We start from the raw sequence: 25,812 nt of genomic DNA on the forward strand, positions 1-25,812 counted from the left end.
ATTCAGGAGTTTAGCAATCAATTGCTAATCCGTCGTATGCGAGCCTGATATGACCGGGCAGTGTAGCGTTGACCTCGTTGTGTTTTCCGAGCTGGTGACTTATGTGCGTAAAATACGCCTGTGGCACCTTTAGTTCGTTCACGAGTGCGGTGGCTTCGTCAACGGTAAAGTGAGAGATGTGTTCTTCTCTGCGCAAAGCGTTGACCACCATTATTTTTGAGCCTTTGATCTTTTCTTTCTCGCTATCATCGATCCGATTAGCATCTGTAATATACGTAAAATCGCCGAGACGATACCCAAAAACAGGCATTTTGTGATGCCATACCTGGATGGGGGTTACGGGGATATCTCCTATCTGAAACGGGGTTTCATCGATAGTGATGAGGTTGATTTCGGGGATCCCGGGGTATTTTTTATCGGCAAATGCGTATGCGAATTCGCGCATGAGGGATTCGGTGGTCATGGCATTGGCGTAGACGTTCATAGGCTGCTGCATAAAGTAGTTATAGGGGCGGATATCGTCGAGGCCGCCGATATGGTCTTTATGCGGGTGGGTGAAGAGGACGGCGTTGAGGGTATCATTGGAGATACGGAGCATCTGGGTTCTGAAGTCGGGGGTGGTATCGATCACCAGTTTGGTTTCAGGACTTTCGATGAGTACGCTGCTGCGCAGGCGTTTGTCTTTCTGGTCAGTGGAGGAGCAGACATCGCAATGGCATCCAATCATTGGTACGCCGCTGCTGGTGCCGGTTCCTAAAAAAGTGATACGGAGTGAAACAGACATTCTATTGATATTGAGTTCTTCCTATTCTTTATTGCGCTTTGGCTATTCGCTATCGGGCTCTTCGGCTGCTGCCGAGGCGTTTTTCAGTATTTGTTCGTACAGCTTTTGTGAGCCGTGGGTGAGCTTATCAAAGTCGATATTGAGTTGGGGGATCAATTCCTGGAGGGTATTGATCCTTCCTTCAACGTTGAGGAATTTGTTAAGCACGACCACTCTTTTTTGTTCGAGCAGGCACCAGCCGCTTTGAAAAGTACCACGTTCATACCGAACAACATACGCTGCTTCGCCCAGGATATCCTCGAGTTTGTCTAAAGTAGATTGTGTATATTTCATGAGTTACAAAGGTAGGAAAGAGATGGTAGAATGGGGGATGAAGGATGGCAGAAATATGCAACCGAGGTATTAAAGCAGGAAATCTTCAATAACCGCAGGAGCTATTACCGCGTTTTTAGCAGCAGGATAGTTCACTGCAAAAGTTTGCGGGAAACGCACTTTTTCTTTAGGATTCCATTTTATTTCAAAGGCAGTAATTTCATTCTGCCCTTCTTCGATCCAATCAATTTCCTGTTGCTGAGTGGTGCGCCAGAAGTAGTGTGCCGCATCACTTCCCTTATATCGCAGCAGCTTTACCCGTTCTGCAATAACAAAGTTTTCCCATAAGGCGCCCAAGTCTGTTCTTGTTTGTAATGGCATAAAATTATTAATGATGGCATTACGGATGCCACAATCGTAGAAATAGACTTTTTTACCTTTTTTATTTCATTCCGGACATTCCTGCTTAAAGCTGGTAACCTGAAGATCACAAATGCTTTTTCCAGTAAATCGATATAACGATCTATGGTTCTACAAGCGTAGACTTGCCGCACTGACGCGGGCCAGCTGAAGAGCGCTCTGTACGGTTCTTTCTATCATTATCCAATATTACTCTTACAAAAGCATAACAATACAGGATTCAAATCCCTAATAGTTATAATAATACGAGATTTAAATCCTTAAAAATTATAACAATACGGGATTTGAATTACAGAAAAGGCATAATCATTAATAATCAATCCACATTATTTACTCACCATTTTAATGACGGGGACGATCATTTCTTCGAGGCTTACGCCGCCGTGCTGGAAGGTGTTGCGGTAGTAGTTGGCATAGTGGTTATAGTTGTTGGGATAGCAGAGGAATTCGTCTTCGCGGGCGAAGATGTAGGAGGAGTTGACATTGGGGACGGGGAGGCCGGCGAGTTTGGGGTCTTTGAAGGCCAGGACGTCGCGGGCTTCGTAGGCCAGGTTGCGGCCGTGTTTGTAGCGAAGGTTTGTGGTGGTTTGTTTGTCGCCGACGACTTTTACCGGGTTTTTGACGCGGACGCTGCCGTGGTCGGTGGCGAGGACGAGCGTTATTTTTTTGCCGGCGATCTTTTTGAGGGCCTGGTTCAGGAGGCTGTGTTCGAACCAGCTTCGGGTGATGCTGCGGTAGCTGATTTCGTCGGCGGCGAGTTCTTTCAGCACCTCCATTTCGGTGCGGGCATGGCTTAGCATGTCGACGAAATTGTAAACGATGATATTGAGATCGTTCTGGAGGAGGTTATGGATGTTGTTTACCAGCTGCTGGCCATCGGCATGGTTGACGACCTTTGTGTAGCTGAATTTGATGTCGTCGCGCCTGAGACGTTTGAGCTGGGCTTTGAAGAATTCGGCTTCGGACATATTTTTACCGCCTTCATCTTCGTCGTTGCGCCAATCGGCGGGGAAGGATTTTTCGATCTGGGCGGGCAGCATGCCGGCAAAAAGGGCATTGCGGCTATAATGGGTGGCGGTTGGCAAAATGCTATAAAACGATTCTTCTTCGAGGATGCGGAAGTTTTCCATAAAGAGGGGCTGGATGGCTTTCCACTGATCGAACCGGAGGTTATCGATGAGGATAAAAAAGACCGGGGTACCTTTTTCAACATGGGGCAGCACTTTAAACTGCATAAGGTTATGGCTCATGACAGGCGCGTCGGTTGCGGCAGGGTTGAGCCAGTTGAGATAGTTGCGGGAAACGAATTTGAAGAATTCGTTGTTGGCCTCTTGTTTTTGGGACTGGAGGACTTCCTGCATTTCGCGGCTATCGGTCTTTTCCATTTCCAGCTCCCAGTAAACCAATTTCTTATAGATATCCATCCAACCGTTGTGGTCGGGTTCGCTGTTGAGGGCCATAAAGAGGTTGCGGAATTGCTGCTGGTAGGCTGTTGTGGTTTTTTCGGCTACCAGTCTTTTATTATCCATGATCTTTTTAAGGCTTAGCAGGACCTGGTTGGGATTTACCGGTTTGATAAGATAATCGCTGATCTGGTTGCCGATGGCTTCGTCCATCAGGTTTTCCGTTTCATTTTTTGTAATGAGGACTATGGGGATCTGCTGATTGACTTCTTTAATACGGGAGAGCGTTTCGAGGCCGGTAATACCGGGCATGGTTTCATCGAGCAGCACTACGTCGACCGGGTTATCTTTTACATAGTCGATGGCTTCGAAGCCGTTGGTGAGTGTTTGGACATCGTAACCTTTACTTTCCAGGAACATTTTCTGAGATTGCAAGCTTTCGATTTCGTCGTCGACCCAAAGTATAAGTCCCAATGCCATATTAAATTATTTATAAGTAGATCAAGCCGAATGCTAAACCGGAGAGATTGTTTTCCTGTTCAAAATACAACATTCGGCATAAATTCTTGGCCTATCTTGCAGGCGCGAATCAAGTGCTAAAAACATGCCATCTATCAAGCGGAAAATTATCAATGACCCGGTTTACGGCTTTATAACGATCAATCATCCTTTAATATTTGATATTATCGCGCATCCGTGTTACCAGCGTTTACGGCGTATTAACCAGATGGCCATGGCGCAGCTGGTGTATCCGGGGGCGGTACATACGCGTTTGCATCATTCGCTGGGGGCCTATCACCTGATGGGGCAGGCGGTGACGGAGTTAAGGGCCAAGGGTACAGTGATAACGGAAGAAGAGGAAATAGCTGTAAAGGCTGCGATATTGCTGCATGATGTTGGGCACGGGCCTTTTTCGCATGCGCTGGAGCACCAGCTGGTACAGAATGTACATCATGAGGAGTTGAGCCTGGGGATCATGAACATGATGAATGAGGACCTTGGTGGCAGGTTAACACTTGCTATTCAGATGTTTACAAATGAGTATCCGAAACCATTCCTGCACCAGCTTATCAGCGGGCAGTTGGATATGGACCGGATGGACTACCTGACGCGGGATAGTTTTTTTACCGGTGTGAGTGAAGGGGTTATTGGTTATGACCGGATATTAAAGATGCTGGTGGTACAGGATGATGAACTGATGGTTGAGGAGAAGGGGATTTACAGTGTAGAGAAGTTTTTAATAGCGCGCAGGCAGATGTACTGGCAGGTGTACCTGCATAAAACGGTGCTGGCGGGCGAAAAAATGCTTGTTAAAATTCTGGAGCGGGTAAGGGAGCTATATCCTGTAATGGCAGAAAGTTTGCGTACCTATGGTCCGCTGGATGATTTTCTAAGCAACGAAACGGCAGCGCAAGGTGTCTTTTCCATGGAAGCGTTTTGCCGGATAGATGATAATGATGTGATGTTTGCGGTGAAGAAGTGGAGCAGTCATAGTGACAAGGTGCTTCGCCTGCTAAGTACCCACCTGTTAAACCGCAAATTGTTAAAATGTCATATACAGGCGGAGATGGTACCGGAGGAGCTAATACTGAGAGAAAGGAAGCGCGTTGCGGTGGATCTGGGCATCACGGAGGCGGAATCGGGGTATTTTGTGTTCTCCGGGGAGGCCACCAATACCACCTATAAACTAGGGAACGAGCATATTAACATAGCCTTTAAAGACGGGAAAGTGAGGCAAATTTCGCAGGTTGACAACCCGCTCATCCATCAAACACTTTCTACCCCTGTTAAAAAATTCTATTTTTGTACGATGGCGGGTACGAAGTAGCAATAAGTTATGGCGTTGCCCGTTCATTTAATTCAAATCGCGCCGGATAATTGTTAAAGTTTCCGGGGTGTATAAACTATCTATTATGCAATTTAGTGCTGCACAAGTTGCCATGTTAATCAATGGCAGTGTAGAAGGAGATGGGTCAGTAACCGTAGGGTCGTTCGGTAAGATCGAGGAGGCGCAGAAGGGGCAGCTTGCTTTTTTAGCGAATCCGAAATATGAGGATTACCTGTACAGCACTTGTGCATCGGTAGTGATCGTGAATAATACGCTGGAGCTGCGTCAGCCGGTACAGTCGACATTGATACGCGTAGCAGACGCTTATACGGCTTTTGCCAGCTTATTGCATAAGTACCAGGAGATCATGACGCAACAGTTAAGCGGCATACAGGAGCCGAGTTATGTAGCGTTGACAGCCAGTATGGGTGAAAATGTGTTCCTGGGTGCGTTTGCCTATGTGAGCGAGAACGTGAAGATTGGCAATAATGTCAAGATATTTCCTGGGGTATTCCTGGGTAATAACGTGCAGGTAGGGGATAATACCATCATACATGCGGGTGTTAAGATATATCACGACTGTAAAGTAGGAGCGAATGTTACGATACATGCCGGTACTGTTATTGGCAGTGACGGGTTTGGTTTTGCGCCCCAGGCCGACGGTACTTACCAGAAGGTACCGCAGATAGGTAATGTTGTGATAGAGGATTATGTAGAGATAGGCGCCAATACGACCATTGACAGGGCTACGATAGGTTCAACGATGATACGCACGGGCGCCAAGCTGGACAACCTGATTCAGATAGCGCATAATGCGGAGATAGGGAAAAACACTGTTATTGCGGCGCAGGCTGGTGTAAGCGGCAGTACCAAGATAGGCAGTCATGTACAGATAGGCGGCCAGGCTGGTATTGTAGGTCATTTACAGATAGCCGACGGCAGCCGGATCAACGCGCAGAGCGGTGTTACAAAGTCTATTAAAACGAAGAATACGGCGGTAACGGGTACGCCTGCGTTTGATTATACGAGTTCTTTGCGGAGCCAGGCCATGACGCGTAATTTACCTGACATGGAGAAAAGGATTGCCGAGCTGGAAAAGCTGGTACAGCAATTAATAGAGGAAAGGGTGAATATATAAATGAAAATGCGCCCTTTTGGTTGTAACCCTTATTTTTGCCGCTTTTATGGCTCTAACCATTATAGATATTCATGGACGTAAATTTTAACCCAGACAAACAACATACGCTGAAAGCAGCGGTAAGCATTAGCGGTACCGGTTTACATACCGGGGTTATGGTGGATATGACGCTAAAACCTGCACATCCGGGTTTTGGCATTCAGTTTCAACGTATTGACCTGCCTAACCAGCCTGTTATCAAGGCTGACTGCGATCTGGTAACCGATACCAGCCGTGGTACTACTTTACAGGTAGGTGATGCCCGTGTAAGTACTGTGGAACACCTGCTGGCTGCCCTGGTAGGCACTGGTGTTGACAACGTGCTGATTGAATTAAACGGTCCTGAAATCCCTATTATGGACGGCAGTTCGCAGCCTTTCGTAGCGTTAATTACAGAAACCGGCATACTGGAGCAGGAAGCAGCCAAAGCCTGGTACAGCATTGACGAGAACATTTACCACTACGATGAGGAAAAGCGTGTTGAGATGGTAGCTATGCCTGCCTTAGACTACCAGATCACTACTCTTATTGATTTCAACAGTCCTGTTCTGGGCACGCAATATGCGCAACTGAAAAGCATGCGGAGTTTTGTTCAGGATATAGCGCCCTGCCGTACTTTCAGTTTTTTACATGAGCTGGAAATGCTGCTGGAGAACAACCTGATCAAAGGTGGTGACATCAACAACGCTATCGTTATTGTTGACAAACCTGTAAAACCGGAAGAAATGGGCCGTTTGGCCAAAGCTTTCAACCGGGACAAGATAGAGGTTAAGAATGAAGGTTACCTCAACAACCTGGAATTGCGTTTCCCCAATGAACCTGCCCGTCATAAGCTGCTTGACGTTGTGGGTGACCTGGCGCTTATTGGTTATCCTATTAAATCGAGGATCATTGCCAACAGGCCCGGCCATAGCACGAACGTGGCTTTTGCGAAAAAGATCAAACAGTACATCAAAAAGAACAAACATGTGAAAGATGTACCTGTTTATGATGCTTCAATTGCTCCTGTATATACCCTGGAACATATTGAAAAGACATTACCTCACCGTTTTCCATTCCTGCTGGTTGACAAGATCATTGAGCTGAGCGATAAACATATTGTGGGTATCAAGAACGTTACTTTCAATGAATGGTTCTTCCAGGGGCATTTCCCCAATAACCCTGTCATGCCCGGTGTATTACAAATAGAGGCCCTGGCGCAAACCGGCGGTATTCTTTGTATCAACGCTATGCCTGAGGGTAAATATGATACTTACTTCCTGAAGATAGACAACTGTAAGTTCAAACAAATGGTAAGGCCGGGTGATACAATGATCCTGAAGATGGAGCTGGCTGCTCCTATCCGCCGTGGCATTTGTGAAATGCATGGTACGGTGTATGTTGGCGGCAAGGTTGCTACTGAAGCCGACCTGGTGGCACAGGTGGTGAAGAGAGCCGGGTCTTAGAATAGCATTAGGTACGCCTTTAAAAAAGATGTGTACTCATAAACAGAAAAGAGGTTGTAACGCTATTACAACCTCTTTTTCTTTTTTCAAGGTTGGTTGGTTGCTTTCTTTTGTCTTTTATTCTTTCACCTTTACTTCACGGCTGATGGTGGTAACGGTGTTGATCTCTATTTCTTTTACGATACGGTCTTTACCGGAAGATATGACGATCACATACTTGCCGTCTTCGGCGCGGTCGAGGGAATAGCGGCAGCCATAATTTGCATCCCTGATCGTTGTATCGGCTACAATACCGGACCATGAATGCGTGATCCAGATACTAAGTCTCTTTTTTTCGGGATTGGTTACGCGTAATACGAAAGCGTCGTCGCTATCCTGCGTTACCTGTGCAGTGAATGCGATTCCTTTTTCGAGTTTACCTGCTTTTTCGGCTTTAGCGGCGTTTTCTGTCTTTTCGTTAGGAGTGCCGGCGAGGACGGTGGTGGTGATACCAAGGAGCAACATTACGGAGAACACTAACTGTTTCATATAATTTTTTTTCTTTTAAGGCCTATTGGCCTGATAACGATGCAAAATTGAGGAGGGCAGGTTAAGGGATCATTACCGAAATCACAACTAAAGTTTAATTCTGAGCTTCTATACGAGTACCCTTCTTAGATGTTCTTTTACCCAGCTCATACGACCTTTTACGTAAAAGCAGTTATTAGTATGCAAAGCTTATTTTAACTTAGCTACCATGAGAAAAAGTCTACCACTATTGGCGCTGCTGTTATCGGTAATAACAGCAACTGCGCAAACAACACCAAAATGGCTACGTTATCCGGCCATTTCCCCTGACGGGAAAACCATTGTATTTGGCTATAAAGGCGATCTGTATCGTGTTGATGCGGGTGGCGGAGCCGCTGTGCCGCTTACGCTTCATGAAGCGCATGATATGATGCCTGTATGGAGCCGTGACGGAAAGTATATTGCTTTTGCCAGCGACCGTTATGGCAATTTTGATGTATTTGTGATGCCTGCGACGGGCGGAACGCCGGTACGCGTTACTTATAACAGTGCCGCCGACTATCCTTATGATTTTAGTGTGGACAATAAATATGTAATATATGGCAGTGGCAGGCCTGCACCTGCAACCAGCGTTCGTTTCAGCAGTCCGCGTTTATTTCAAAACCTTTACCAGGTACCTGTAACCGGCGGGCGTTCTGTTCTTGTAAGCGCTGCCGGTATGGAAAATGCGCATTATAACAGCAAGGGCACGCAGCTGGTATTCCAGGACAGGAAGGGATATGAAGATCCCTGGCGTAAACACCATACCTCTTCTGTTACAAGGGATATATGGATAATGGATGTTGCAGGCAATACCTATCGCAAAATTTCTGGTTTTGAGGGTGAAGACCGTGAACCTTTGTTCAGCGCGGATGACCAATACATTTATTACCTCAGTGAAAAAGATGGTACTCAGAATATTTACAAGGCTCCTGTTACTGCACGTATAGCGGAGCAGCAGCTCACCCGTTTTAAAGAAAATCCTGTAAGGCATTTAAGCAGATCGGCCAACAACACGCTTTGTTTCAGCCAGGATGGAGATATTTATACACTTGATGCCAATGGCGGCAGTGCGAAGAAAGTTGAGATCGTGATATACAATGACGGTCGCAGCGGGGTAACGAAAAATGTACCTGTAAGCGGTGGCATTACGGAGTTTGTTTTAAGTCCGAATGGCAAGGAGATCGCTTTCATTACACGTGGGGAGCTGTTTGTAACCAGTGTTGAAGGCGGCCAGACCAAACGGATCACCAACACTCCCCAGCAGGAGCGTATGGTTCAATGGAATCCTGACGGACGCAGCCTGGTATATGCTGCTGAGCGCGGCAATAGCTGGGATATTTACCAGACTTCCCTGACGCGCAAGGATGAGCCTTATTTTTATGCCTCTACTGTATTACAGGAGAAGCTGCTGATACATACCAATGGAGAATCATTCCAACCACGTTATTCACCTGACGGCAAAGAGATCGCTTATATTGAAGACCGTAACCTGCTGAAGGTTTATACTCTTGAGAGCGGGAAGACAAGGACTTTGTTACCTGCAGGGCATAACTATTCGTACAGTGATGGCGACTGGGATTTCCAGTGGAGTCCTGACAGCAAATGGCTTCTTATAGAAGATCAGCGTGGCCAGGCGTTCATCAACAATACTGCGCTGGTGCGTGCCGATGGTTCGCAACCATCGATCTACCCTGTGAGCAGCGGCTTTGGTGAAGGCGGCGCCAAGTGGGCATTGAATGGCAAGCTAATGACCTGGATAAGTGACCGTGAAGGCCGTAAATCTGTTGCCAACCAAGGCAGCCGTGAAGTAGATGTTTATGGTGTGTTCTTTGATCAGAACCAGTATGACCGTTTTAAGCTCAGTAAAGACGAATATTCGCTGTTACAGGAGAAGGAGAAAAAAGAAGATACAGCGAAGAAGGGCGATAAGAAAGAGCCGCTGGTACTGGACCTGGAGAATCTTGACAACAGGCAACTCCGTCTGACGATCAACAGTTCATCGCTCAGTGATTATGTATTAAACAGCGATGCCAGCAAGTTATTCTATTTATCATCTTTTGAGAAGGGGTATGACCTGTGGGTAACAGAGCCAAGGACCCGTGAAACGAAGATACTGGCGAAGCTGGGCAGTTCGGGCAGTGGCATAGAGATCAGCAAAGACGGGAAGAGCCTGTTTGTAAGCAATAACGGTGGTCTTGTAAAAGTAGATGCGGAGAGTGGCAAGGTAACGCCTATAGCCATTAACGGGGAGATGGTATTGAATGCTGCCGAAGAGCGCAATTATATTTTTGAACATGCCTGGCGCCAGTCGCAGAAGAAGTTTTATGATCCCAAGTTACACGGTGTAGACTGGAAGCTTTATCATGATACGTATGCCAAGTTCCTGCCTCATATCAGCAATAACTACGATTTCCAGGAGCTGCTGAGTGAATTACTCGGCGAGCTGAATGCTTCACATACCGGCGGGCGTTACAGCGCTTCGCAGCAAGGCGCTGATGTAACTGCGTCACTGGGTTTATTATATGATGAGACCTATACCGGTGAGGGGTTAAAAGTTGCCGAAGTAATTGCGGGTGGTCCTTTGGATAAGTCGGGCGTTAAAATAGCGGCCGGCGACATCATTGAAAAGATAGATGGAGAAAATGTTGGTGCCGCTATTGACTGGGCGATGTTACTGAACCGGAAGGCTGGAAAGAATACATTGTTATCGCTTTACCGTGCTTCTACGAAAGCGCGTTGGGAAGAAAGGGTAAAACCCATCACCATTGCCGAAGAAAATGGTTTATTATACACCCGCTGGGTGCGTCGTATGACAGAGATGACGAATAAGTTAAGTGGCGGTAAGGTTGGTTATGTGCATGTGCAGGGTATGAATGACGGCAGTTTCCGTGAGGTTATGGACAAGGTGCTTGGCCGCAACATGGATAAGGAGGCATTGATAGTAGACACCCGTTTCAACGGAGGCGGCTGGCTGCATGATGATTTGAACACATTTTTAAGCGGAAAGGTGTACCTGCAATTTGCACCACAGAGCAATTTAGCAAAGGGTGGTGAGCCCATGCGCCGCTGGCATAAGCCAAGCTGTGTACTTATGAGTGAGGGCAATTACAGCGATGCTTTTATCTTTCCTTATATCTATAAGCAAAATGGCATTGGAAAGCTGATAGGCATGCCTGTTCCGGGTACAGGAACTGCGGTATGGTGGGAGACGCAGATAGATCCCACGCTTGTATTTGGGATACCTATGATCGCCACCATTGGCAAGGAAAACAGGCCTACGGAGAACCTCCAGGTAGAGCCGGATATAAGCGTACCGCTGACTTACGAAGCTTTTCTTGCAGGCAAGGACGAGCAACTGGAAACGGCGGTAAAGGAGATGTTGAAAACAATAAAGTAGAGATATATGGAATTGGGAATCAGCTCATTTGGGGAAGTTCAGCCCGATGGCACCGCCGGGAATGCGCGAAATGCGCAACAGCGGATGCAGGAGTTACTGGAAGAGATAAAGCTGGCGGATGAGGTTGGGCTGGATGTGTATGCGTTGGGCGAGCATCACAGGCCTGATTTCATTATTTCGGCACCGGAGGTGATACTGGGTGCGGCAGCGGCGGTGACAAAACGGATCAAGTTATCGACTGCGGTTACGGTATTAAGTTCCGCCGATCCGGTACGTGTATTTCAGCAGTTTGCCACTATTGACCTGTTGTCGGGCGGCAGGGCTGAAATTATGGCAGGGCGGGGTTCCTTTATAGAGTCGTTTCCGCTGTTCGGCTACGATTTAAAGGATTATGATGCGCTGTTCACTGAGAAGCTGGGGATGCTGATGGCATTAAACGAGAAAGAGGTTATCAGCTGGCGGGGGCAGTTCCGTCCTCCTGTTCATAACCAGGGTGTATATCCAAGGCCCTACCAGGCTTCGCTTCCCATATGGCTGGGAGCAGGCGGCACACCTGCTTCGGCGGCGCGGGCCGGCAAACTGAATTTACCGCTTACCATTGCCCTACTGGGAGGCACTCCGGAGCAATTTGTACCGTTTGTAGAACTCTATCGCAAGTCGGCACGCGATGCCGGTCATGATATAGATAAGCTGCAGCTGGCGATCTGTCCGCAGTTTTACGTGGCGGAAGCATCGCAGCAGGCTGCTGATGAATTTTATCCCTCATACGAGGTTCTGATGAACCGGGTGGGTAAGGAACGGGGCTGGTCGCCTTTAAGCCGGCCGCAGTTTGAATACCTGCGTGAAAGTGGTCCATTGGTAGTAGGTGATGTGCAGCAAACGGTAGAGAAGATACTTTATATGCATGAGTTGTTTGGCAATACACGATTCCTGGCTCAGTTTGTAACAGGCTATATACCTCATAAGCAGGTATTAAAGTGCATTGAACTATTTGGGACACAGGTTGCGCCTGCAGTTCGCAAGGCGTTAAATGAGAGGAAAAGTTTTAATGTTTAAACGAGAATACTTACCGTAGGGTATACATTACAAATTCTTTTACATTATTTAACAAAGTTCCTTATCTTGCGATCGACGCGAAAGCGTTACTACAACTTCGATTTAACTTGGTGTTTTTCATAGGTTAGCAACGCCCCATTGTTTCTACATTAGGGGCTTTTTTATGTTCGCCGGAAGGGAAAAATGTGTAATCTTGGGCATTCTAAAAAAGTTATATGTCAAATCTATCGTTGAATATTCCTCATAACCTTACGCAGGAAGAGGCGCTTACGCGTATCAAGAAGTTAATTACAGATCTGAAAGAAGAGCAGAAAGGGAATTTTTCGGATGTAAAGGAAGACTGGCAGGGTAACAAGGGGGCATTTACTATCAACGCCAAAGGCTTTGAACTCTCCGGCACCATCACTGCCAACAGCAACGATGTGGCCATAGAAGCCGACCTCCCCTTCGCCGTTACTTTTTTCAAAAGCACCATCGCTTCCATGATCACGGAACGCGCTAAAAAATTGCTGGCGTAAAACAACATCCTGAAAAGGCCACAACTATTAAAAGTCAAAACAAGTCCCGCGGTTTCAGTCGCGGGACTTGTCTTTTTTGAATAAAAATGTACAACCCGGCTTAAAAAGATTTACCCAAACTGTTCTTATCTTCCTCTACCCCGTGGATAAAATAGCCGGCTTACAATAGTATCAACTCATAAATCCTAAAAGGATCAGCCCGAATTAATATTTATATTATTTAAAAATAAATAGTTTATAACTTTCTTAATTAACAATGCTATCATAATAGCAACATAAGGTTCCCTTTAAATATCAAATGTTCCATTGTGCTCAAAACGGGCAGCCAGGCTCATCAATATCCACTTTCGTTAATTCGGAATAGAAAGGCACGCGAATACTTTATTTTTTTCATAAACATATTTTTTACACCTGCCGTGTCACCAGACAGGTAAATGGGAAAATACTATATCCGAATACTGACAGGTGAAATACTGATGTGTGTTTGTAATGCCTATCGTTGCTAATTAATGAAAAGTTGAAAGTACCCGGGTAAGGATTAAACATTCTTTTAATAAATTTATTGATTATTACCTTTGTTCCATTTTTTTATATGTTTTTTTTGTCTCTCTTACTAAAAAAATATATATATGAAAAAACGAAACTCACTAACGAAAGCATCCAGGATGGTTGCTTTGCGCACTGCTGCAATTGTTGTAATTGCAGCCGCCACCATTTTAACAGGCTGTAAAAAAGAAACAGCGCCCCAATCAGAGGCATTGGAGCTTCAACACCTTTCCAATGAAGTTCAATACTACCAATCGGGCACTAATAACGGCTTTTTTTGGTCACTTTGGAAAAGTGATGGAGCCACAGGTACTGTGAATTACTCAAATGGATCTGACGGAAATTACAGCGTGAGCTGGAACGGGTTCAACGGCAATTTTACGTGCGGCAAAGGCTATTCCGTAGGTTCCTCCTCCTATAAAATAGGATATAATCTCGGCGTTTATTCCAACTCCGGCGGTGGTACTTTTGGCTGGTACGGATGGAGCAGAAACCCTTATTATGAGTATTATGTGAATGAAACATGGGGTGCAGTATCACCTCATACCGGCACTTATTTAGGTACATTTGAAAGCGATGGGGCAGGATATAACGTATGGACCCGTTGGGTAACAGGTAAAAATATAGATGGTGGCGATGGCTTCAGACAGATTTACAGTTCCAGGGTCAACAAAGTGACTACCGGACAAAATCGCGTCATTACTTTTGCCAACCACTACAACAAATGGAGCAGTTTCGGATATACGCTCGGTCAGTTGAATATTCCGGCTATTATGGTGTCAGAAACCTGGGGCACCAATACGAATGGCAATATTAACTGTACTATTTGGGCGCAATAATAATAGCCCGATTAATGACAGGTAAATACTGCCTGACATGAAACCAGGCAGTATTTACTGTGGTTTTTACAATCACAGATCCGGATAGGAAGGCCGCTTTATTTTATTTAAAAAATCAGTTATGACGAGATCAATACCTTGTTTCCTTGCATTTTTCATTTTAGCTTTTCCGGCATGCAAATCGCCAAATCTTAAAGGCACCGAAGGAAATAAAAAAAACCTGATTGGGCAATGGCACAGATTTTCAATGGAGAATGGGTATAGCGAATTTGACATCGATTCGTCATACATTGTTTTTTATAATCAGAAAGTTGGCCGGTTCCAACTTCCTTATAAAATAGAAAATGATTCTTTGAAATACCTTACCCATCCTTATTCGGCCAAGATTACAGACTACGGCGACTCCGTAATTCTGGAAGGGAATGACAGTACTAAAGCCACTTTATACAGGTTTAAAGATTCCCTGCCGCCTTTTAAAACAATTCCGGATGTAAAAGATTCTTTGTCGTTTGCACTATATATCAAAGATTTCGATAAAAGATTAGTGCGGGAATTTGAAAAAGCCGGACTAAAAATCACTGATCGTACAGAAAAACAGGAAGCGCCTGCCTACGAGCAACTATTAAAAAAATCAATAAAAAATAAAACCCGCTAATCCCTATCCCGCGAATTCATAAACAAAAGAATATAATACAATAAAGTTGCTATAGAACTTATCGCTGCTACAACATAGGTACGGGCAGCCCATTTCAACGCATCAGCCGCCTTATCATGTTCAGCATGCGTAGTCGTATGGGTAGATTCAAGCCATTTCAGCGCACGGTTACTCGCATCATATTCTACCGGCAATGTAATGATAGTGAAAATGGTAGTGATGGAAAACAGGATGATGCCTACCAGCAGGATGGTTGGGTTTTCGCGACCTGCCAGCAAACCCAGGCCCGCCAGGATCACCCACTGCGATAGCTGGCTGCTGATATTTACCAGGGGCACTATTGCACTCCTGAATTTCAACATACTATATGCAGTAGCGTGCTGTACGGCATGTCCGCATTCGTGGGCTGCAACTGCCGCTGCAGAAATACTCCTGCCTTCATACACATCAGGGCTAAGATTCACCGTCTTGTTCTGTGGATTGTAGTGATCGCTCAAAAAGCCGGGCGTAGAGATCACCTGAACATCGTAAATGCCGTTATCGCGCAGCATTTTTTCAGCGATCTCTTTTCCGCTAAGTCCGTTGGCGAGGCCCAGCTTGCTATACTCTGTAAACTTGCTTTTTAACCTATTGCTAACAATCATGCCTATGATAAACATGACGCCTGCAATAATGTAATATCCTATTAAACCCATAGTTGTTGATTTTAGGTGCAGACAATACAACAAAGCACCTGCCAAATGGTTCCGGACTGACAGGTCTTCATGAAGCGGTTGTTTGTTTGTTAACTTTACAGCGATCAAACCGGAAAACATGCAACAACAGCAAGCTCCTGAAGTGTGGATGCGCGGTCCGATACCTGGCATAACGGGCCTGTTACAACCTGCAGCCCATGCTGTTTTACAGGTAAAAGCAGAACTGGCGCAACTAATTGAAGATTATGACAATACCAGGTTATGGGAGCAAACCGGCGGTGTTGCTTCGGCAGGTTTTCATTTACAACATATGACCGGTGTGCTGGACAGATTAGGCACTTATGCGCAGGGGAACCTGCTTTCGGAGCAGCAAATGTTAGAACTGCAACAGGAAGGCAAAGCTCCTTTCCCGTCCTGCACAGCGCAGCAGCTTGCCGACCGGTTTTACCGTCAAACTGACCTGTTCCTGGAATTGTTAAAAAATACTCCTGAAACGGAGCTTTTGTCTCCCAGAGGCATAGGCCGGAAGCAGTTGCCTTCGAATGTACTGGGAATTCTTTTTCATGCAGCAGAGCATTCGCAACGGCACCTGGGGCAGTTGCTTGTAACTATAAGGCTGCAACGTTTATTATAGCTGCGTTACAGGTATTTATCGACAGGATCGGACTGCCAGTATTCATAACTGTGAACGTTCATGATAGTGAGTCTTGCGCCCTGTCCTGCGCCGGTATCGATATTCCAGATATTGGCTGCGCGCATGGGCTGATCGGTATCCCAGTTCAGTAAATTGGTATGCCCGATGAATATGTCGTTAAAATGTTCTACCATTTTAAAACTGATCTCATCTTGTTTACCGCGTTTTGTTGCTTCGAAAGACAGGGCCTGGGTCCATAGTGTACGGTTCCAGTAATATTCTTCGGGCTGTTGCTGCATAAAAGAGACGGTACGATCGAAGCCGGCATGAACAAAACAGTTTCCGATTTCATCGATATAATAAGAGCGCATGTTTTCGTAGAACGCACGGTGGGTAGCAGGTACGTCGTGCTCATAAAAGTTAGTTACATAACCATTGAGATCCTGTGTTACCCAGGCTTCTTTACCTGCATGTTTCAGGTAAGAAAAGACGGTGCTCATGGCTCCTCCTTTCCAATTCATGGGATGTTTGCCGGTGCGCAGGAACTGGATGAACCAATCGTCATGATTTCCTTTAAGCTGTATAAGCTTTCTTATTTTCAGCAGTTCTTCAACGCATTCAAATACCTGGTCGTTTCTGTCTGTTACGTCGCCAAGTTGAATAAGCGTATCCTCTTCGTAGTTAAAACGGGCCCGTTGCAGGCATTGCAGCAATGCTCCGTATGCGCCGTGTATATCTCCCATTACAAAAGTTCGCACTTATTAAAACTTTACTTCCATACAATTTAAAACAAAAATTAATACCAGTTACCCCTTTTGCGTGGCAGCTTATTCCCCAAACAGGCTAGCAGCTGCCCCAATATACGGGATGGCAGCCGTTGGCTGCATAGGCGGCACCGGCATGGTATGCTTTTATTAGCCTGTTATGTAGCAAACATGTATCATCAACATCAAAACATCTTGTATGAGCTTTATCAAAATCAATAATGGAGGATCAGAAACGGACACGATACATCTTCATTATGAGGACCTGGGTACGGGCCAGCCTGTGGTATTTGTACATGGCTGGCCTTTATCGGGTGATATGTGGGAATACCAGGTAACGGAGCTGGTACAGCAGGGGATAAGATGTATCAGTTATGACCGGAGGGGATTCGGGAAATCGTCACGTCCTGCTTCCGGTTATAATTATGATACGATGGCTGAAGACCTGCATGCACTGCTTCAAACGTTACAGCTTGAAGATGTAATACTGGTAGGCTTTTCCATGGGTGGCGGCGAGGTAGCCAGGTATATGAGCCGCTATGGCGGAGAAAGAGTATCGCGTATTGTATTTATCAGTTCGGTAACGCCTTATATGCTTAAAACAACTGATAACCCTGAAGGGGTGGATAAAAGTGTATTTGAGGAAATAATGGCAGGTTTAAAACAAGACCGCATTGGTTTCCTGGACGACTTTGGCAAGAAGTTCTTTGGCATTAACCTGCTTCATCACCCGGTAAGCACACCGTTACTGGATTATTACCGCGACATAGCAGCATTCGCCTCTCCTATTGCCACACAGCAATGTGCGATCGCTTTTTCAAGCACGGATTTCCGTGACGATCTTAAAACAATCACTGTTCCTACGCTTATCATACACGGTACGGCTGACAAAACCGTTCCTATTGAAGTAAGTGGGGACAGAACTGCTACCCTGCTTCCGCATGCGCAATATGTTATTTATGACGGCGCGCCTCATGGTTTGTTTTACACACATAAGGAAACACTCAATAAAGATCTACTGAAGTTTATTAATGGCAGAGAAGCCGAGGGTGAAGGTCCGTTGCAACCTGTTGGGGCGTTTGAGGATAGCAGGTTTTAAAGATGCAGCATTGCAGGCGCATAAAAAGAGGGTAAAGTTCGATACACCCTCTTTTTATGCGTATTCTGATGGAGCCGGGTACCCATTTAAGCGATTCTCAGCGGCTATTTTTATTTATGAGCCAACCACTTTTTTTATTTACCAGGTTTCTATCGGGAAACTAATTATACTACTACGTTGATCATTTTATTTGGAACATAGATGAATTTTCTCACCTCTTTTCCTTCCACCCATTTCTGCACGACTTCATTTGCGAGGACGATCTGTTCCACTTCGGGTTGCGTGGCACTGAGATCGATGGACAGACTGGTACGCACTTTTCCGTTAATGCTGATGGGGTATTCTTTTGCTGATTCCTTTACGTATTTTTCTTCGAATACGGGATAGGATGCATCCAGGATGCTGGTAGTATGGCCCAGATCGTGCCATAACTGTTCGCAGATATGGGGTGCATAAGGAGTAAGCAGGATGAGCAACGCTTCCAGGATCTCCTGTTTGTTACATTTAAGATCGCTGAGTTCGTTCACGCATACCATGAATGCGCTTACTGCGGTATTGAATGAAAAGCGTTCGGTATCTTCTTCAATCTTGCGAATCGTTTTATGTAATACTTTCAGCTCGGCATCGGTTGCTTTACTGTTGTTCCACAGTTTACCTTTTACTTCATCGTAGAACAAACGCCATAACTTACGGAGGAAGCGGTGTACGCCTTCGATACCTTTTGTATCCCAGGGCTTGCTTTGTTCAACGGGACCGAGGAACATTTCATACATCCGGAAAGTGTCGGCGCCATATTTCTCCACCAGGTCATCGGGATTGACTGTGTTGAATTTGGACTTTGACATTTTTTCTACTTCTGTAGCACAGATGTATTTGCCGTTTTCGAGTATGAAGGTGGCATTTGCAAACTCGGGTTTCCATTTTGTGAAGGCTTCGGTATCGAGTTCTACGCCGTCGACAATGTTTACGTCGACATGGAGCTTGTCTACTTCGTACTGATCGATAAGACCTGCGGATACATATTGATGAGTGCCTCTTATGCGGTATACAAACCGGCTGCTACCCTGGATCATACCCTGGTTCACCAGTTTTTTATAAGGTTCATCGAAGCCAATGAAGCCGAGGTCGTATAATACTTTCGTCCACATACGGCTATAGAGCAGGTGACCTACGGCGTGTTCGGTACCACCGATATAGAGATCAACCTGGCCCCAGTAATCGCTTACCTTGCGGTCGCAGAAAGCCTGGTTGTTATGCGGGTCCATATAACGCAGGAAGTACCAGCTGCTGCCGGCGTAGCCAGGCATAGTGTTGGTTTCGAGATGTCGTGCCGTCCATTCCGGAACATTAGCCAATGGGCCTTCACCTTCGGGTCCGGGGCCGTATTTCTCTATATGCGGTAATTCGAGCGGCAATTCCGATTCTTTCAGCGGATAAGCGATACCATTGATCCATTGAATGGGGAATGGCTCACCCCAATAGCGCTGACGGCTGAAAGCAGCATCGCGCATACGATAGTTGACCTTACGTTTGCCGATACCCATTTCTTCGAGCCTGGTAAGAACGAGGTTCATGGCATCGCGCATAACCGTGCCATCGAGAAAGCCGCTGTTGCTCAGCTGTACCTCTTTGGTAGCGTTGGCTTCGGTGCCGTTAAATGCATCGCCAATGATATTGGTGATGGGAATATTGAAGTGCTGTGCAAATTTGAAATCCCTTTCATCGCCACAGGGCACAGCCATGATAGCGCCGGTGCCATAGCCTGCGAGTACATATTCGGAGATCCAGACAGGAATTTCCCTGCCGTTAAAGGGGTTGATCGCGTAAGCGCCGGTAAAGCAGCCTGAGATCTTTTTCTCAGCTTGTCTTTCCCTGTCGCTCCTGCTTTTTACATATGCGATATAGGCATCTACTTCGGCGGCCTGGGCATCGGATTTCAGGTCTTCTACCCATTCGAGTTCGGGCGCCACCACCATAAAATCGACACCGAAGATGGTATCGGGGCGGGTAGTGTAGACCTTCAGCGTATTTACCTTGTTCAGTTGGCTTTTTACCTGGAAGTCGATTTCAGCGCCATAGCTTTTACCAATCCAGTTGGTTTGCATTTCTTTCATAGCGTCGCTGAATTCGATGCGGTCGAGTCCTTCGAGGAGGCGGTCGGCATATTCAGTGATACGGAGGTACCATTGGCGGAGTTTCTTTTTCACTACGGGGTGTCCTCCCCTTTCGCTTACGCCATTGACCACTTCGTCGTTTGCGAGTACGGTACCGAGGGCTTCGCACCAGTTCACTTCGCCATAACCACAGAAGGCGAGGCGGTATTCCATTAGGATGCTTTGTTGTGTAAATTCATCAAAAGCTGTCCATTCGGCCGCGTTAAAGCTACCGTGGAAACATCCTGGCACCTCGAACTGGCTGTTGGGGATGGGGTGTTTTTTATTACCTTCTTTTTCGAAAGCTGTTACGAGCTCTGTAATGGGTATAGCCTTCTGCTGATTACGATCGAAGAAGCTGTTGAAGAGTTGGAGGAAGATCCATTGCGTCCATTTATAGTAACCCGGGTCGGAGGTGCGGATTTCGCGGCTCCAGTCGAAACAAAACCCGATATTATCGAGCTGGCGGCGGAAGTTGGCGATATTGCTATTGGTGGAAACGGCCGGGTGAACGCCATTTTCGATCGCATATTGTTCAGCAGGCAGACCGAAAGCATCGTATCCCATTGGGTGGAGGACATTGAACCCTTTGAGGCGTTTGAACCGGGCGAAGATATCGCTGGAGATGTAACCCAGGGGGTGCCCTACGTGCAAGCCTGCTCCGCTTGGGTAGGGGAACATGTCGAGCACATAATATTTAGGTTTGGGGCTAATGTTCTGCACCTTATATGCGCCTGACTGATTCCATTGTTCCTGCCAGTTTTTTTCAATCTGCCTGAAATTGTATTCCATAAAAGAGGTAACTCGGTTTTTAAAAACTTAAAATAGGAATGGTTGTTGGTATTTTATGATGTTTCAGGCCGCAAAGTTAAGTTTTTAAGGGGGTAAATGCCCTAAATTTGCGGGTTACTAACATAGTATAAAACAGCAGCATGGCTCAATTTGGTAAAGCATCAGCGAAACGCAGCAAGCCCAGTTACATCATGAGCATCATTGGTGTAGCCCTGGTACTGCTTATTATGGGTATTATGGGATGGTTTTTCCTGAATTTCAGGCAGGCCAGTAATGCCTTTAAAGAAGATATCCGTTTAAGCGCTTACCTGCGGACCCTGAATAAGGATTCGATCGCGCAGATACAGCAATTCATATCGGCGCAGCCTTACGCGAAGGATGTAAAGTATGTGAATAAGGAAACCGCCAAGGAACTATGGAACAAGGAAAACAACGAAGACTGGTCTAAGTTCCTGGATTACAACCCTTTACCGGAAAGCATCGATTTTTATACCCGTGCCGATTATGTTAACCCGGACAGTTTAAAAAAGATCTCTGCGAGCCTGATGGCTGCTTATGGCAACCAGATCACGGAGTTACAATATCCGCAGACGCTGGTAACCAACCTGAATGAGCGGGCGAATAAGCTGGGGCTTATTTTCCTGGTGGTAGCCATTGTGCTTTGTGTTATTGTGATTGTAAGTATAGATAATACGATCCGCCTGGCGATGTTCAGCAACCGTTTCCTGATAAAGACCATGCAGATGGTGGGAGCTACGCGTGGGTTTATTGCCCGTCCGATGGGTTTGCGGGCGGTTTTAAACGGGCTCATCAGCGCGGTTATAGCGATTGTGATATTATTTAGTATGATGCAGTGGGCTGAGAGCCAGTTTCCGCAGTTAAAAGCCATCCGCAACACGCAGCTGACGATCATTTTGTTTGGCGGCATGATACTGGTGGGCGTAGGCATTTCGTTATACAGCACGCACCGCAGTGTGATGAAATACCTAAAAATGAAACTCGACGACCTGTATTAATCGTTTTTTGCTATTTTGCGGCAACAAAAGAAGAATTATGTCTGAAAATAAACCCAAAAACAGTTCTGTTTTATTCACTAAAGAGAATTATGTTTTGATGCTTGTGGGTGGGGTAATAGTGGCGCTGGGCATGTTATTAATGTCGGGCGGTAAAAATGACCCTAATGAATTTGATTATAAAGTGGTGTACAGTACAACCCGTATCACTATAGCTCCTATCGTGATAGTACTGGGGCTGCTGGTAGAGATCTACGCGATCTTCAAGAAACCAAAGCAGCAGCAAGCCTGATAAATAGTTATATTTTTTATAAGCGATGGTTGGTTAAGCCATCGCTTTTTTTTGTTCTTCATTCCTAATCCAAGCATCTGTACGTTCTTATGACTCCTTTAGAAGCCGTTATCATTGCTATTGTAGAAGGTATTACCGAATTTCTGCCCATTTCATCGACAGGGCATATGATCATTACCAGTTCGCTGATGGGCATTGCCTCGGATGATTTTACCAAGCTGTTTGAAGTAGCCATTCAGTTGGGCGCTATTGTTTCGGTTGTTATCCTTTACTGGAAGAAGTTTTTCCCACTAAACAGGTGGAGGTTTTACCTTAAGCTGCTGGTAGCGGTTATACCTGCACTGGTGTTGGGCGCTTTGTTTTCGGACAAGATAGACGAGTTACTGGAGAGCCCGATGACTGTAGCGCTTTCGTTGTTGGTGGGCGGTGTTGTATTATTGTTCATCGACAAGCTGTTTACTGCGCACCATATAGAAAAAGAAGAAGACATTACATTTAAAAAGGGCTTTATCATTGGGATCTGGCAGTGCCTGGCCATGATGCCCGGTGTAAGCCGCAGTGCTGCCAGTATTATCGGTGGTATGCAGCAAAAGTTATCGCGCGGCCTGGCGGCGGAGTTTTCGTTCTTCCTGGCGGTGCCTACCATGGCTGCTGCTACGGGTTATAAACTACTGAAAGCATTTAAGGAAACACCTGAGATATTAAAAGACAGTCATAATCTGGCCATGCTGGCGCTGGGCAATGTAGTAGCGTTTGTTGTGGCGCTGCTGGCGATCAAATTCTTTATCAGTTATGTACAGCGTTATGGCTTTAAGCTGTTTGGCTGGTATCGTATTATAGTGGGTGTTATACTGATATTCCTTATATCACAAGGTTACCTGAAATAAAATCCGTTTCACCGGATAATGATCAAGGCTCCTCAGGCAAAACGCTTCGGGAGCCTTTATCATGTAATAGTTCACCTGCCACGGTAAGTGCGGCTGACCTGCAGGATGTAAGCTGCGGTTTATTCTTTTTTATCAGGCTATAATATTATTTTAGGGCCTGGTTTTCATTTGAAATCAACCTTATTATGCAAACTGCCTCCAAAAAAGTAATTAACGGCTGGGCTATGTACGACTGGGCCAACAGCGTTTATAACCTGGTAATCACCACTACCTTTTTTCCCATTTATTTTCTATCGGTGACCAAGGGAGATGATGGAACCGGGATGGTAACCTTGTTTGGGAGGAAGTTCGTAAATGCTTCGCTTTATGATTATACATTGGCGGCGGCTTATCTTATTATCGCTCTTTTATACCCGGTATTGACATCTATTGCCGATACACGGGGCAATAAAAAGAAGTTCATGCGTTTCTTCTGTTATATGGGCAGCCTGGGATGTATGTCGCTTTTCTTCTTCGACAGTTCCAATATATGGCTGGGGTTACTCGCCTTTACCCTTGCGGCAATGGGTTATGTAGGCAGCCTGGTTTTCTACAATGCATTTTTGCCGGAAATAGCTGCTCCTGAGGACAGGGACCGCATTAGCGCCAAAGGATTTTCTTATGGCTACCTTGGCAGCGTACTGATGCAGATGATCGGTTTTGGTCTAGTTATTTTTATGAAGGGGAAAGAAGGGCTCGCTTCGCAAATCACTTTTCTGCTGGTTGGGATCTGGTGGATAGGTTTTGCGCAAATCACCTTCAGGCGTGTACCTGAAACGCCCAAACCATTTGCAGTTAAAGGCAATGCGTTGAAAGACGGTTTCAGGGAAGTAAAAAAAGTGTACGAGGAAATAAAGCACCTGCCTGTTCTGAAACGCTTTTTACGTGGTTTCTTTTTTTACAGCATGGGCGTACAAACAGTAATGCTGGCAGCTACTTTATTTGGCAGCCAGTTATTGCATCTGGCAGATTCCAAGCTGATTGTAACAGTGGTACTTATTCAGCTTGTTGCTATTGCCGGCGCCATACTAATGAGTCGTTTATCGGGCAAGTTTGGAAATATAAGCGTATTAATAGGCGTTGTGTTTTTCTGGATACTTATTTGCGTTGCCGCTTATTTTATTGCCAATGTAGCGGAGCCGCTGGCGCCTCAGCATGATGCGATAGAAGTATTAAAGAAGCAATACACGGCAGCAGTAAGCGCCGGGGATACAGGTTTGGCAGCGCAGCTTACCACCGCTATAAGTGCAGCCGAAGCCAAATTAGCGCCAGCTCATACATCGGTTGAGTTCGGGTTTTACGGATTAGCAATAGCAGTAGGTTTGGTGATGGGGGGTATACAGTCGTTAAGCCGCTCAACCTATTCCAAGCTTATGCCTGAAACCAATGATACAGCATCCTACTTCAGTTATTATGATCTTACGGAGAAGATAGCCATTGTGATAGGGATGTTCAGCTTTGGGTATATAGGAGAAATAACCGGTAACATGAAGAATTCTGTGTTATCTTTGATTTTCTTTTTTGCTGTCGGCATCATCTGGTTATTTACAGCACTCCGTATCCGCAAAACACAGCCTACTGGTGTCGCGGCATCTTAAACCGATAGCATGAAGCTTTATACCATTGACACAGAACTGTTCAAATTAGACGGTGGCGCTATGTTTGGCGTAGTACCCAAGAGTATCTGGAACAAGTTGAATCCTGCTGATGAAAACAATTTATGCAGCTGGGCGATGCGACTTTTATTAATTGAAGAAGGCAACCGCCTTATGCTTGTAGATGCCGGCATAGGTGATAAACAGGACGCCAAATTCTTTGGTCATTATCACTTACACGGCGGTCATACTTTAAAGACCTCCTTAGCTGCGCACGGCTTTGGCCTTGATGACATCACCGATGTTTTTTTAACACACCTGCACTTTGACCATGTAGGCGGCGCTATTAAAAGAGAGGGTGACAAACTGATCCCTGCCTTTAAAAATGCAACCTTCTGGAGTAATAAAGAACATTGGGAGTGGGCTATCAATCCCAACGACAGGGAAAAAGCTTCGTTTCTTAAGGAAAACATATTACCGCTACAGGAAAGCGGTCAGTTGAAATTTACGGATGAAGGCTTTGATGCATTCCAGATACATATTGCAAATGGCCACACCGAAAGCCAGATGCTTCCCAAAATTCAATACAAAGGCCGCACGATCGTTTATATGGCTGACCTTCTGCCTTCAACAGGGCACCTGCCCATGCCTTATGTAATGGCGTATGATATGTTCCCGCTCACTACTTTAAAAGAGAAAAAGGCTTTTCTTACTGAGGCTGTAGAGCATGATTATGTATTGTTCTTTGAACACGACCCGGTGAATGAATGCTGCACCCTTCAAATGACTGAAAAAGGAATCAGGGTGAAGGAAACTTTTAAATTAAGCGAGTTATAGTATCAATGTAAGCGTGGGAAGTGGAAAAGTTATGATGGCAGGGACGTGCAGTCTCTACACTAATAATTTTAGTACAGGAAATT

22 protein-coding genes and 1 pseudogene are annotated in these 25,812 nt (G+C 45.7%); 15 read left to right on the forward strand and 8 right to left on the reverse strand.

Translation table 11 applies throughout. The annotated features are described in order from the left end of the window. Window positions 1-10: 10 nt before the first annotated feature. The 4 genes and pseudogenes from ESB13_RS14700 to porX form a co-directional block, all read right to left on the reverse strand. On the reverse strand, window positions 11-784 hold the full coding sequence (locus ESB13_RS14700; protein ID WP_129004399.1) for an MBL fold metallo-hydrolase: 774 nt from the start codon (window positions 782-784) through the stop codon (window positions 11-13). A 42-nt stretch (window positions 785-826) separates the two neighbouring features. Then, window positions 827-1,117 (reverse strand): hypothetical protein, encoded by a 291-nt coding sequence (locus ESB13_RS14705; protein ID WP_129004400.1) that lies wholly within the window; start codon window positions 1,115-1,117, stop codon window positions 827-829. A gap of 69 nt (window positions 1,118-1,186) precedes the next feature. Continuing rightward, a pseudogene (locus tag ESB13_RS14710) lies at window positions 1,187-1,528 on the reverse strand (DUF4143 domain-containing protein); the annotation flags it as partial. A 314-nt stretch (window positions 1,529-1,842) separates the two neighbouring features. Beyond that, complete coding sequence (porX, locus tag ESB13_RS14715; protein ID WP_129004401.1) at window positions 1,843-3,399, reverse strand: T9SS response regulator signal transducer PorX; 1,557 nt, start codon at window positions 3,397-3,399, stop codon at window positions 1,843-1,845. A gap of 124 nt (window positions 3,400-3,523) precedes the next feature. On the opposite strand from porX, the gene ESB13_RS14720 reads away from it, so the two are divergent. The 3 genes from ESB13_RS14720 (at window position 3,524) to ESB13_RS14730 (ending at window position 7,369) form a co-directional block, all read left to right on the forward strand. Then, the gene (locus ESB13_RS14720) at window positions 3,524-4,747 is read left to right on the forward strand and encodes an HD domain-containing protein (protein WP_129004402.1); all 1,224 of its coding nucleotides are present in this window, start codon (window positions 3,524-3,526) and stop codon (window positions 4,745-4,747) included. Window positions 4,748-4,832: 85 nt separating this feature from the next. After that, window positions 4,833-5,885 (forward strand): UDP-3-O-(3-hydroxymyristoyl)glucosamine N-acyltransferase, encoded by a 1,053-nt coding sequence (gene lpxD, locus ESB13_RS14725; protein ID WP_129004403.1) that lies wholly within the window; start codon window positions 4,833-4,835, stop codon window positions 5,883-5,885. Window positions 5,886-5,956: 71 nt separating this feature from the next. Beyond that, complete coding sequence (locus ESB13_RS14730; protein ID WP_129004404.1) at window positions 5,957-7,369, forward strand: bifunctional UDP-3-O-[3-hydroxymyristoyl] N-acetylglucosamine deacetylase/3-hydroxyacyl-ACP dehydratase; 1,413 nt, start codon at window positions 5,957-5,959, stop codon at window positions 7,367-7,369. A gap of 117 nt (window positions 7,370-7,486) precedes the next feature. Here the strand turns inward: ESB13_RS14730 and ESB13_RS14735 are convergent, their stop codons facing one another. Then, window positions 7,487-7,897, reverse strand: a complete 411-nt coding sequence (locus ESB13_RS14735) for a hypothetical protein (RefSeq protein ID WP_129004405.1) — start codon at window positions 7,895-7,897, stop codon at window positions 7,487-7,489. A gap of 208 nt (window positions 7,898-8,105) precedes the next feature. On the opposite strand from ESB13_RS14735, the gene ESB13_RS14740 reads away from it, so the two are divergent. The 5 genes from ESB13_RS14740 (at window position 8,106) to ESB13_RS14760 (ending at window position 14,929) form a co-directional block, all read left to right on the forward strand. Next, window positions 8,106-11,315 carry a S41 family peptidase gene (locus tag ESB13_RS14740; protein ID WP_129004406.1) on the forward strand — a complete coding sequence of 1,070 codons (3,210 nt, stop codon included), beginning with the start codon at window positions 8,106-8,108 and terminating at the stop codon, window positions 11,313-11,315. Between the two features lie 6 nt (window positions 11,316-11,321). Further along, window positions 11,322-12,371: an LLM class flavin-dependent oxidoreductase gene (locus ESB13_RS14745; protein WP_129004407.1), complete on the forward strand. Its 1,050-nt coding sequence runs from the start codon at window positions 11,322-11,324 to the stop codon at window positions 12,369-12,371. Between the two features lie 215 nt (window positions 12,372-12,586). After that, window positions 12,587-12,889: a polyhydroxyalkanoic acid system family protein gene (locus ESB13_RS14750; protein ID WP_129004408.1), complete on the forward strand. Its 303-nt coding sequence runs from the start codon at window positions 12,587-12,589 to the stop codon at window positions 12,887-12,889. A 629-nt stretch (window positions 12,890-13,518) separates the two neighbouring features. Beyond that, window positions 13,519-14,274, forward strand: coding sequence for a glycoside hydrolase family 11 protein (locus ESB13_RS14755; protein ID WP_129004409.1), 756 nt, complete (start codon window positions 13,519-13,521; stop codon window positions 14,272-14,274). 352 nt (window positions 14,275-14,626) lie between these two features. Then, window positions 14,627-14,929: a hypothetical protein gene (locus tag ESB13_RS14760; RefSeq protein WP_129004410.1), complete on the forward strand. Its 303-nt coding sequence runs from the start codon at window positions 14,627-14,629 to the stop codon at window positions 14,927-14,929. On the opposite strand, the gene ESB13_RS14765 is transcribed toward ESB13_RS14760, so the two are convergent. Next, a complete protein-coding gene (locus ESB13_RS14765; RefSeq protein WP_181955307.1) occupies window positions 14,926-15,624 on the reverse strand; it encodes a zinc metallopeptidase in 699 nt (232 codons plus the stop codon). The genes ESB13_RS14760 and ESB13_RS14765 overlap by 4 nt on opposite strands. A 118-nt stretch (window positions 15,625-15,742) precedes the next feature. On the opposite strand from ESB13_RS14765, the gene ESB13_RS14770 reads away from it, so the two are divergent. Then, complete coding sequence (locus tag ESB13_RS14770; RefSeq protein ID WP_129004411.1) at window positions 15,743-16,258, forward strand: DinB family protein; 516 nt, start codon at window positions 15,743-15,745, stop codon at window positions 16,256-16,258. Between the two features lie 5 nt (window positions 16,259-16,263). On the opposite strand, the gene ESB13_RS14775 is transcribed toward ESB13_RS14770, so the two are convergent. Beyond that, a complete protein-coding gene (locus tag ESB13_RS14775) occupies window positions 16,264-17,016 on the reverse strand; it encodes a metallophosphoesterase (protein WP_129004412.1) in 753 nt (250 codons plus the stop codon). Window positions 17,017-17,221: 205 nt separating this feature from the next. Between ESB13_RS14775 and ESB13_RS14780 the strand changes: the two genes are divergently transcribed. Then, window positions 17,222-18,121 carry an alpha/beta fold hydrolase gene (locus ESB13_RS14780; RefSeq protein WP_129004413.1) on the forward strand — a complete coding sequence of 300 codons (900 nt, stop codon included), beginning with the start codon at window positions 17,222-17,224 and terminating at the stop codon, window positions 18,119-18,121. Window positions 18,122-18,285: 164 nt separating this feature from the next. Here ESB13_RS14780 and leuS read toward each other — a convergent pair whose 3' ends face one another. Next, a complete protein-coding gene (leuS, locus tag ESB13_RS14785) occupies window positions 18,286-21,066 on the reverse strand; it encodes a leucine--tRNA ligase (protein WP_129004414.1) in 2,781 nt (926 codons plus the stop codon). Window positions 21,067-21,206: 140 nt separating this feature from the next. On the opposite strand from leuS, the gene ESB13_RS14790 reads away from it, so the two are divergent. The 5 genes from ESB13_RS14790 to ESB13_RS14810 all read left to right on the forward strand — a co-directional run bounded on the left by ESB13_RS14790 (window position 21,207) and on the right by ESB13_RS14810 (window position 25,729). Beyond that, on the forward strand, window positions 21,207-22,082 hold the full coding sequence (locus ESB13_RS14790) for a cell division protein FtsX (RefSeq protein WP_129004415.1): 876 nt from the start codon (window positions 21,207-21,209) through the stop codon (window positions 22,080-22,082). Between the two features lie 37 nt (window positions 22,083-22,119). Further along, on the forward strand, window positions 22,120-22,371 hold the full coding sequence (locus ESB13_RS14795) for a DUF3098 domain-containing protein (RefSeq protein WP_129004416.1): 252 nt from the start codon (window positions 22,120-22,122) through the stop codon (window positions 22,369-22,371). Window positions 22,372-22,460: 89 nt separating this feature from the next. Further along, entirely contained in the window at window positions 22,461-23,258 is a 798-nt protein-coding gene (locus ESB13_RS14800; RefSeq protein ID WP_129004417.1) for an undecaprenyl-diphosphate phosphatase, read from the forward strand. 185 nt (window positions 23,259-23,443) lie between these two features. Continuing rightward, window positions 23,444-24,895 (forward strand): MFS transporter, encoded by a 1,452-nt coding sequence (locus tag ESB13_RS14805; protein WP_246022553.1) that lies wholly within the window; start codon window positions 23,444-23,446, stop codon window positions 24,893-24,895. 9 nt (window positions 24,896-24,904) lie between these two features. Beyond that, window positions 24,905-25,729: an MBL fold metallo-hydrolase gene (locus tag ESB13_RS14810; protein WP_129004418.1), complete on the forward strand. Its 825-nt coding sequence runs from the start codon at window positions 24,905-24,907 to the stop codon at window positions 25,727-25,729. Window positions 25,730-25,812: the final 83 nt, after the last annotated feature.

It is taken from the genome of Filimonas effusa, from assembly GCF_004118675.1.
GTDB lineage: Bacteria > Bacteroidota > Bacteroidia > Chitinophagales > Chitinophagaceae > Filimonas > Filimonas effusa.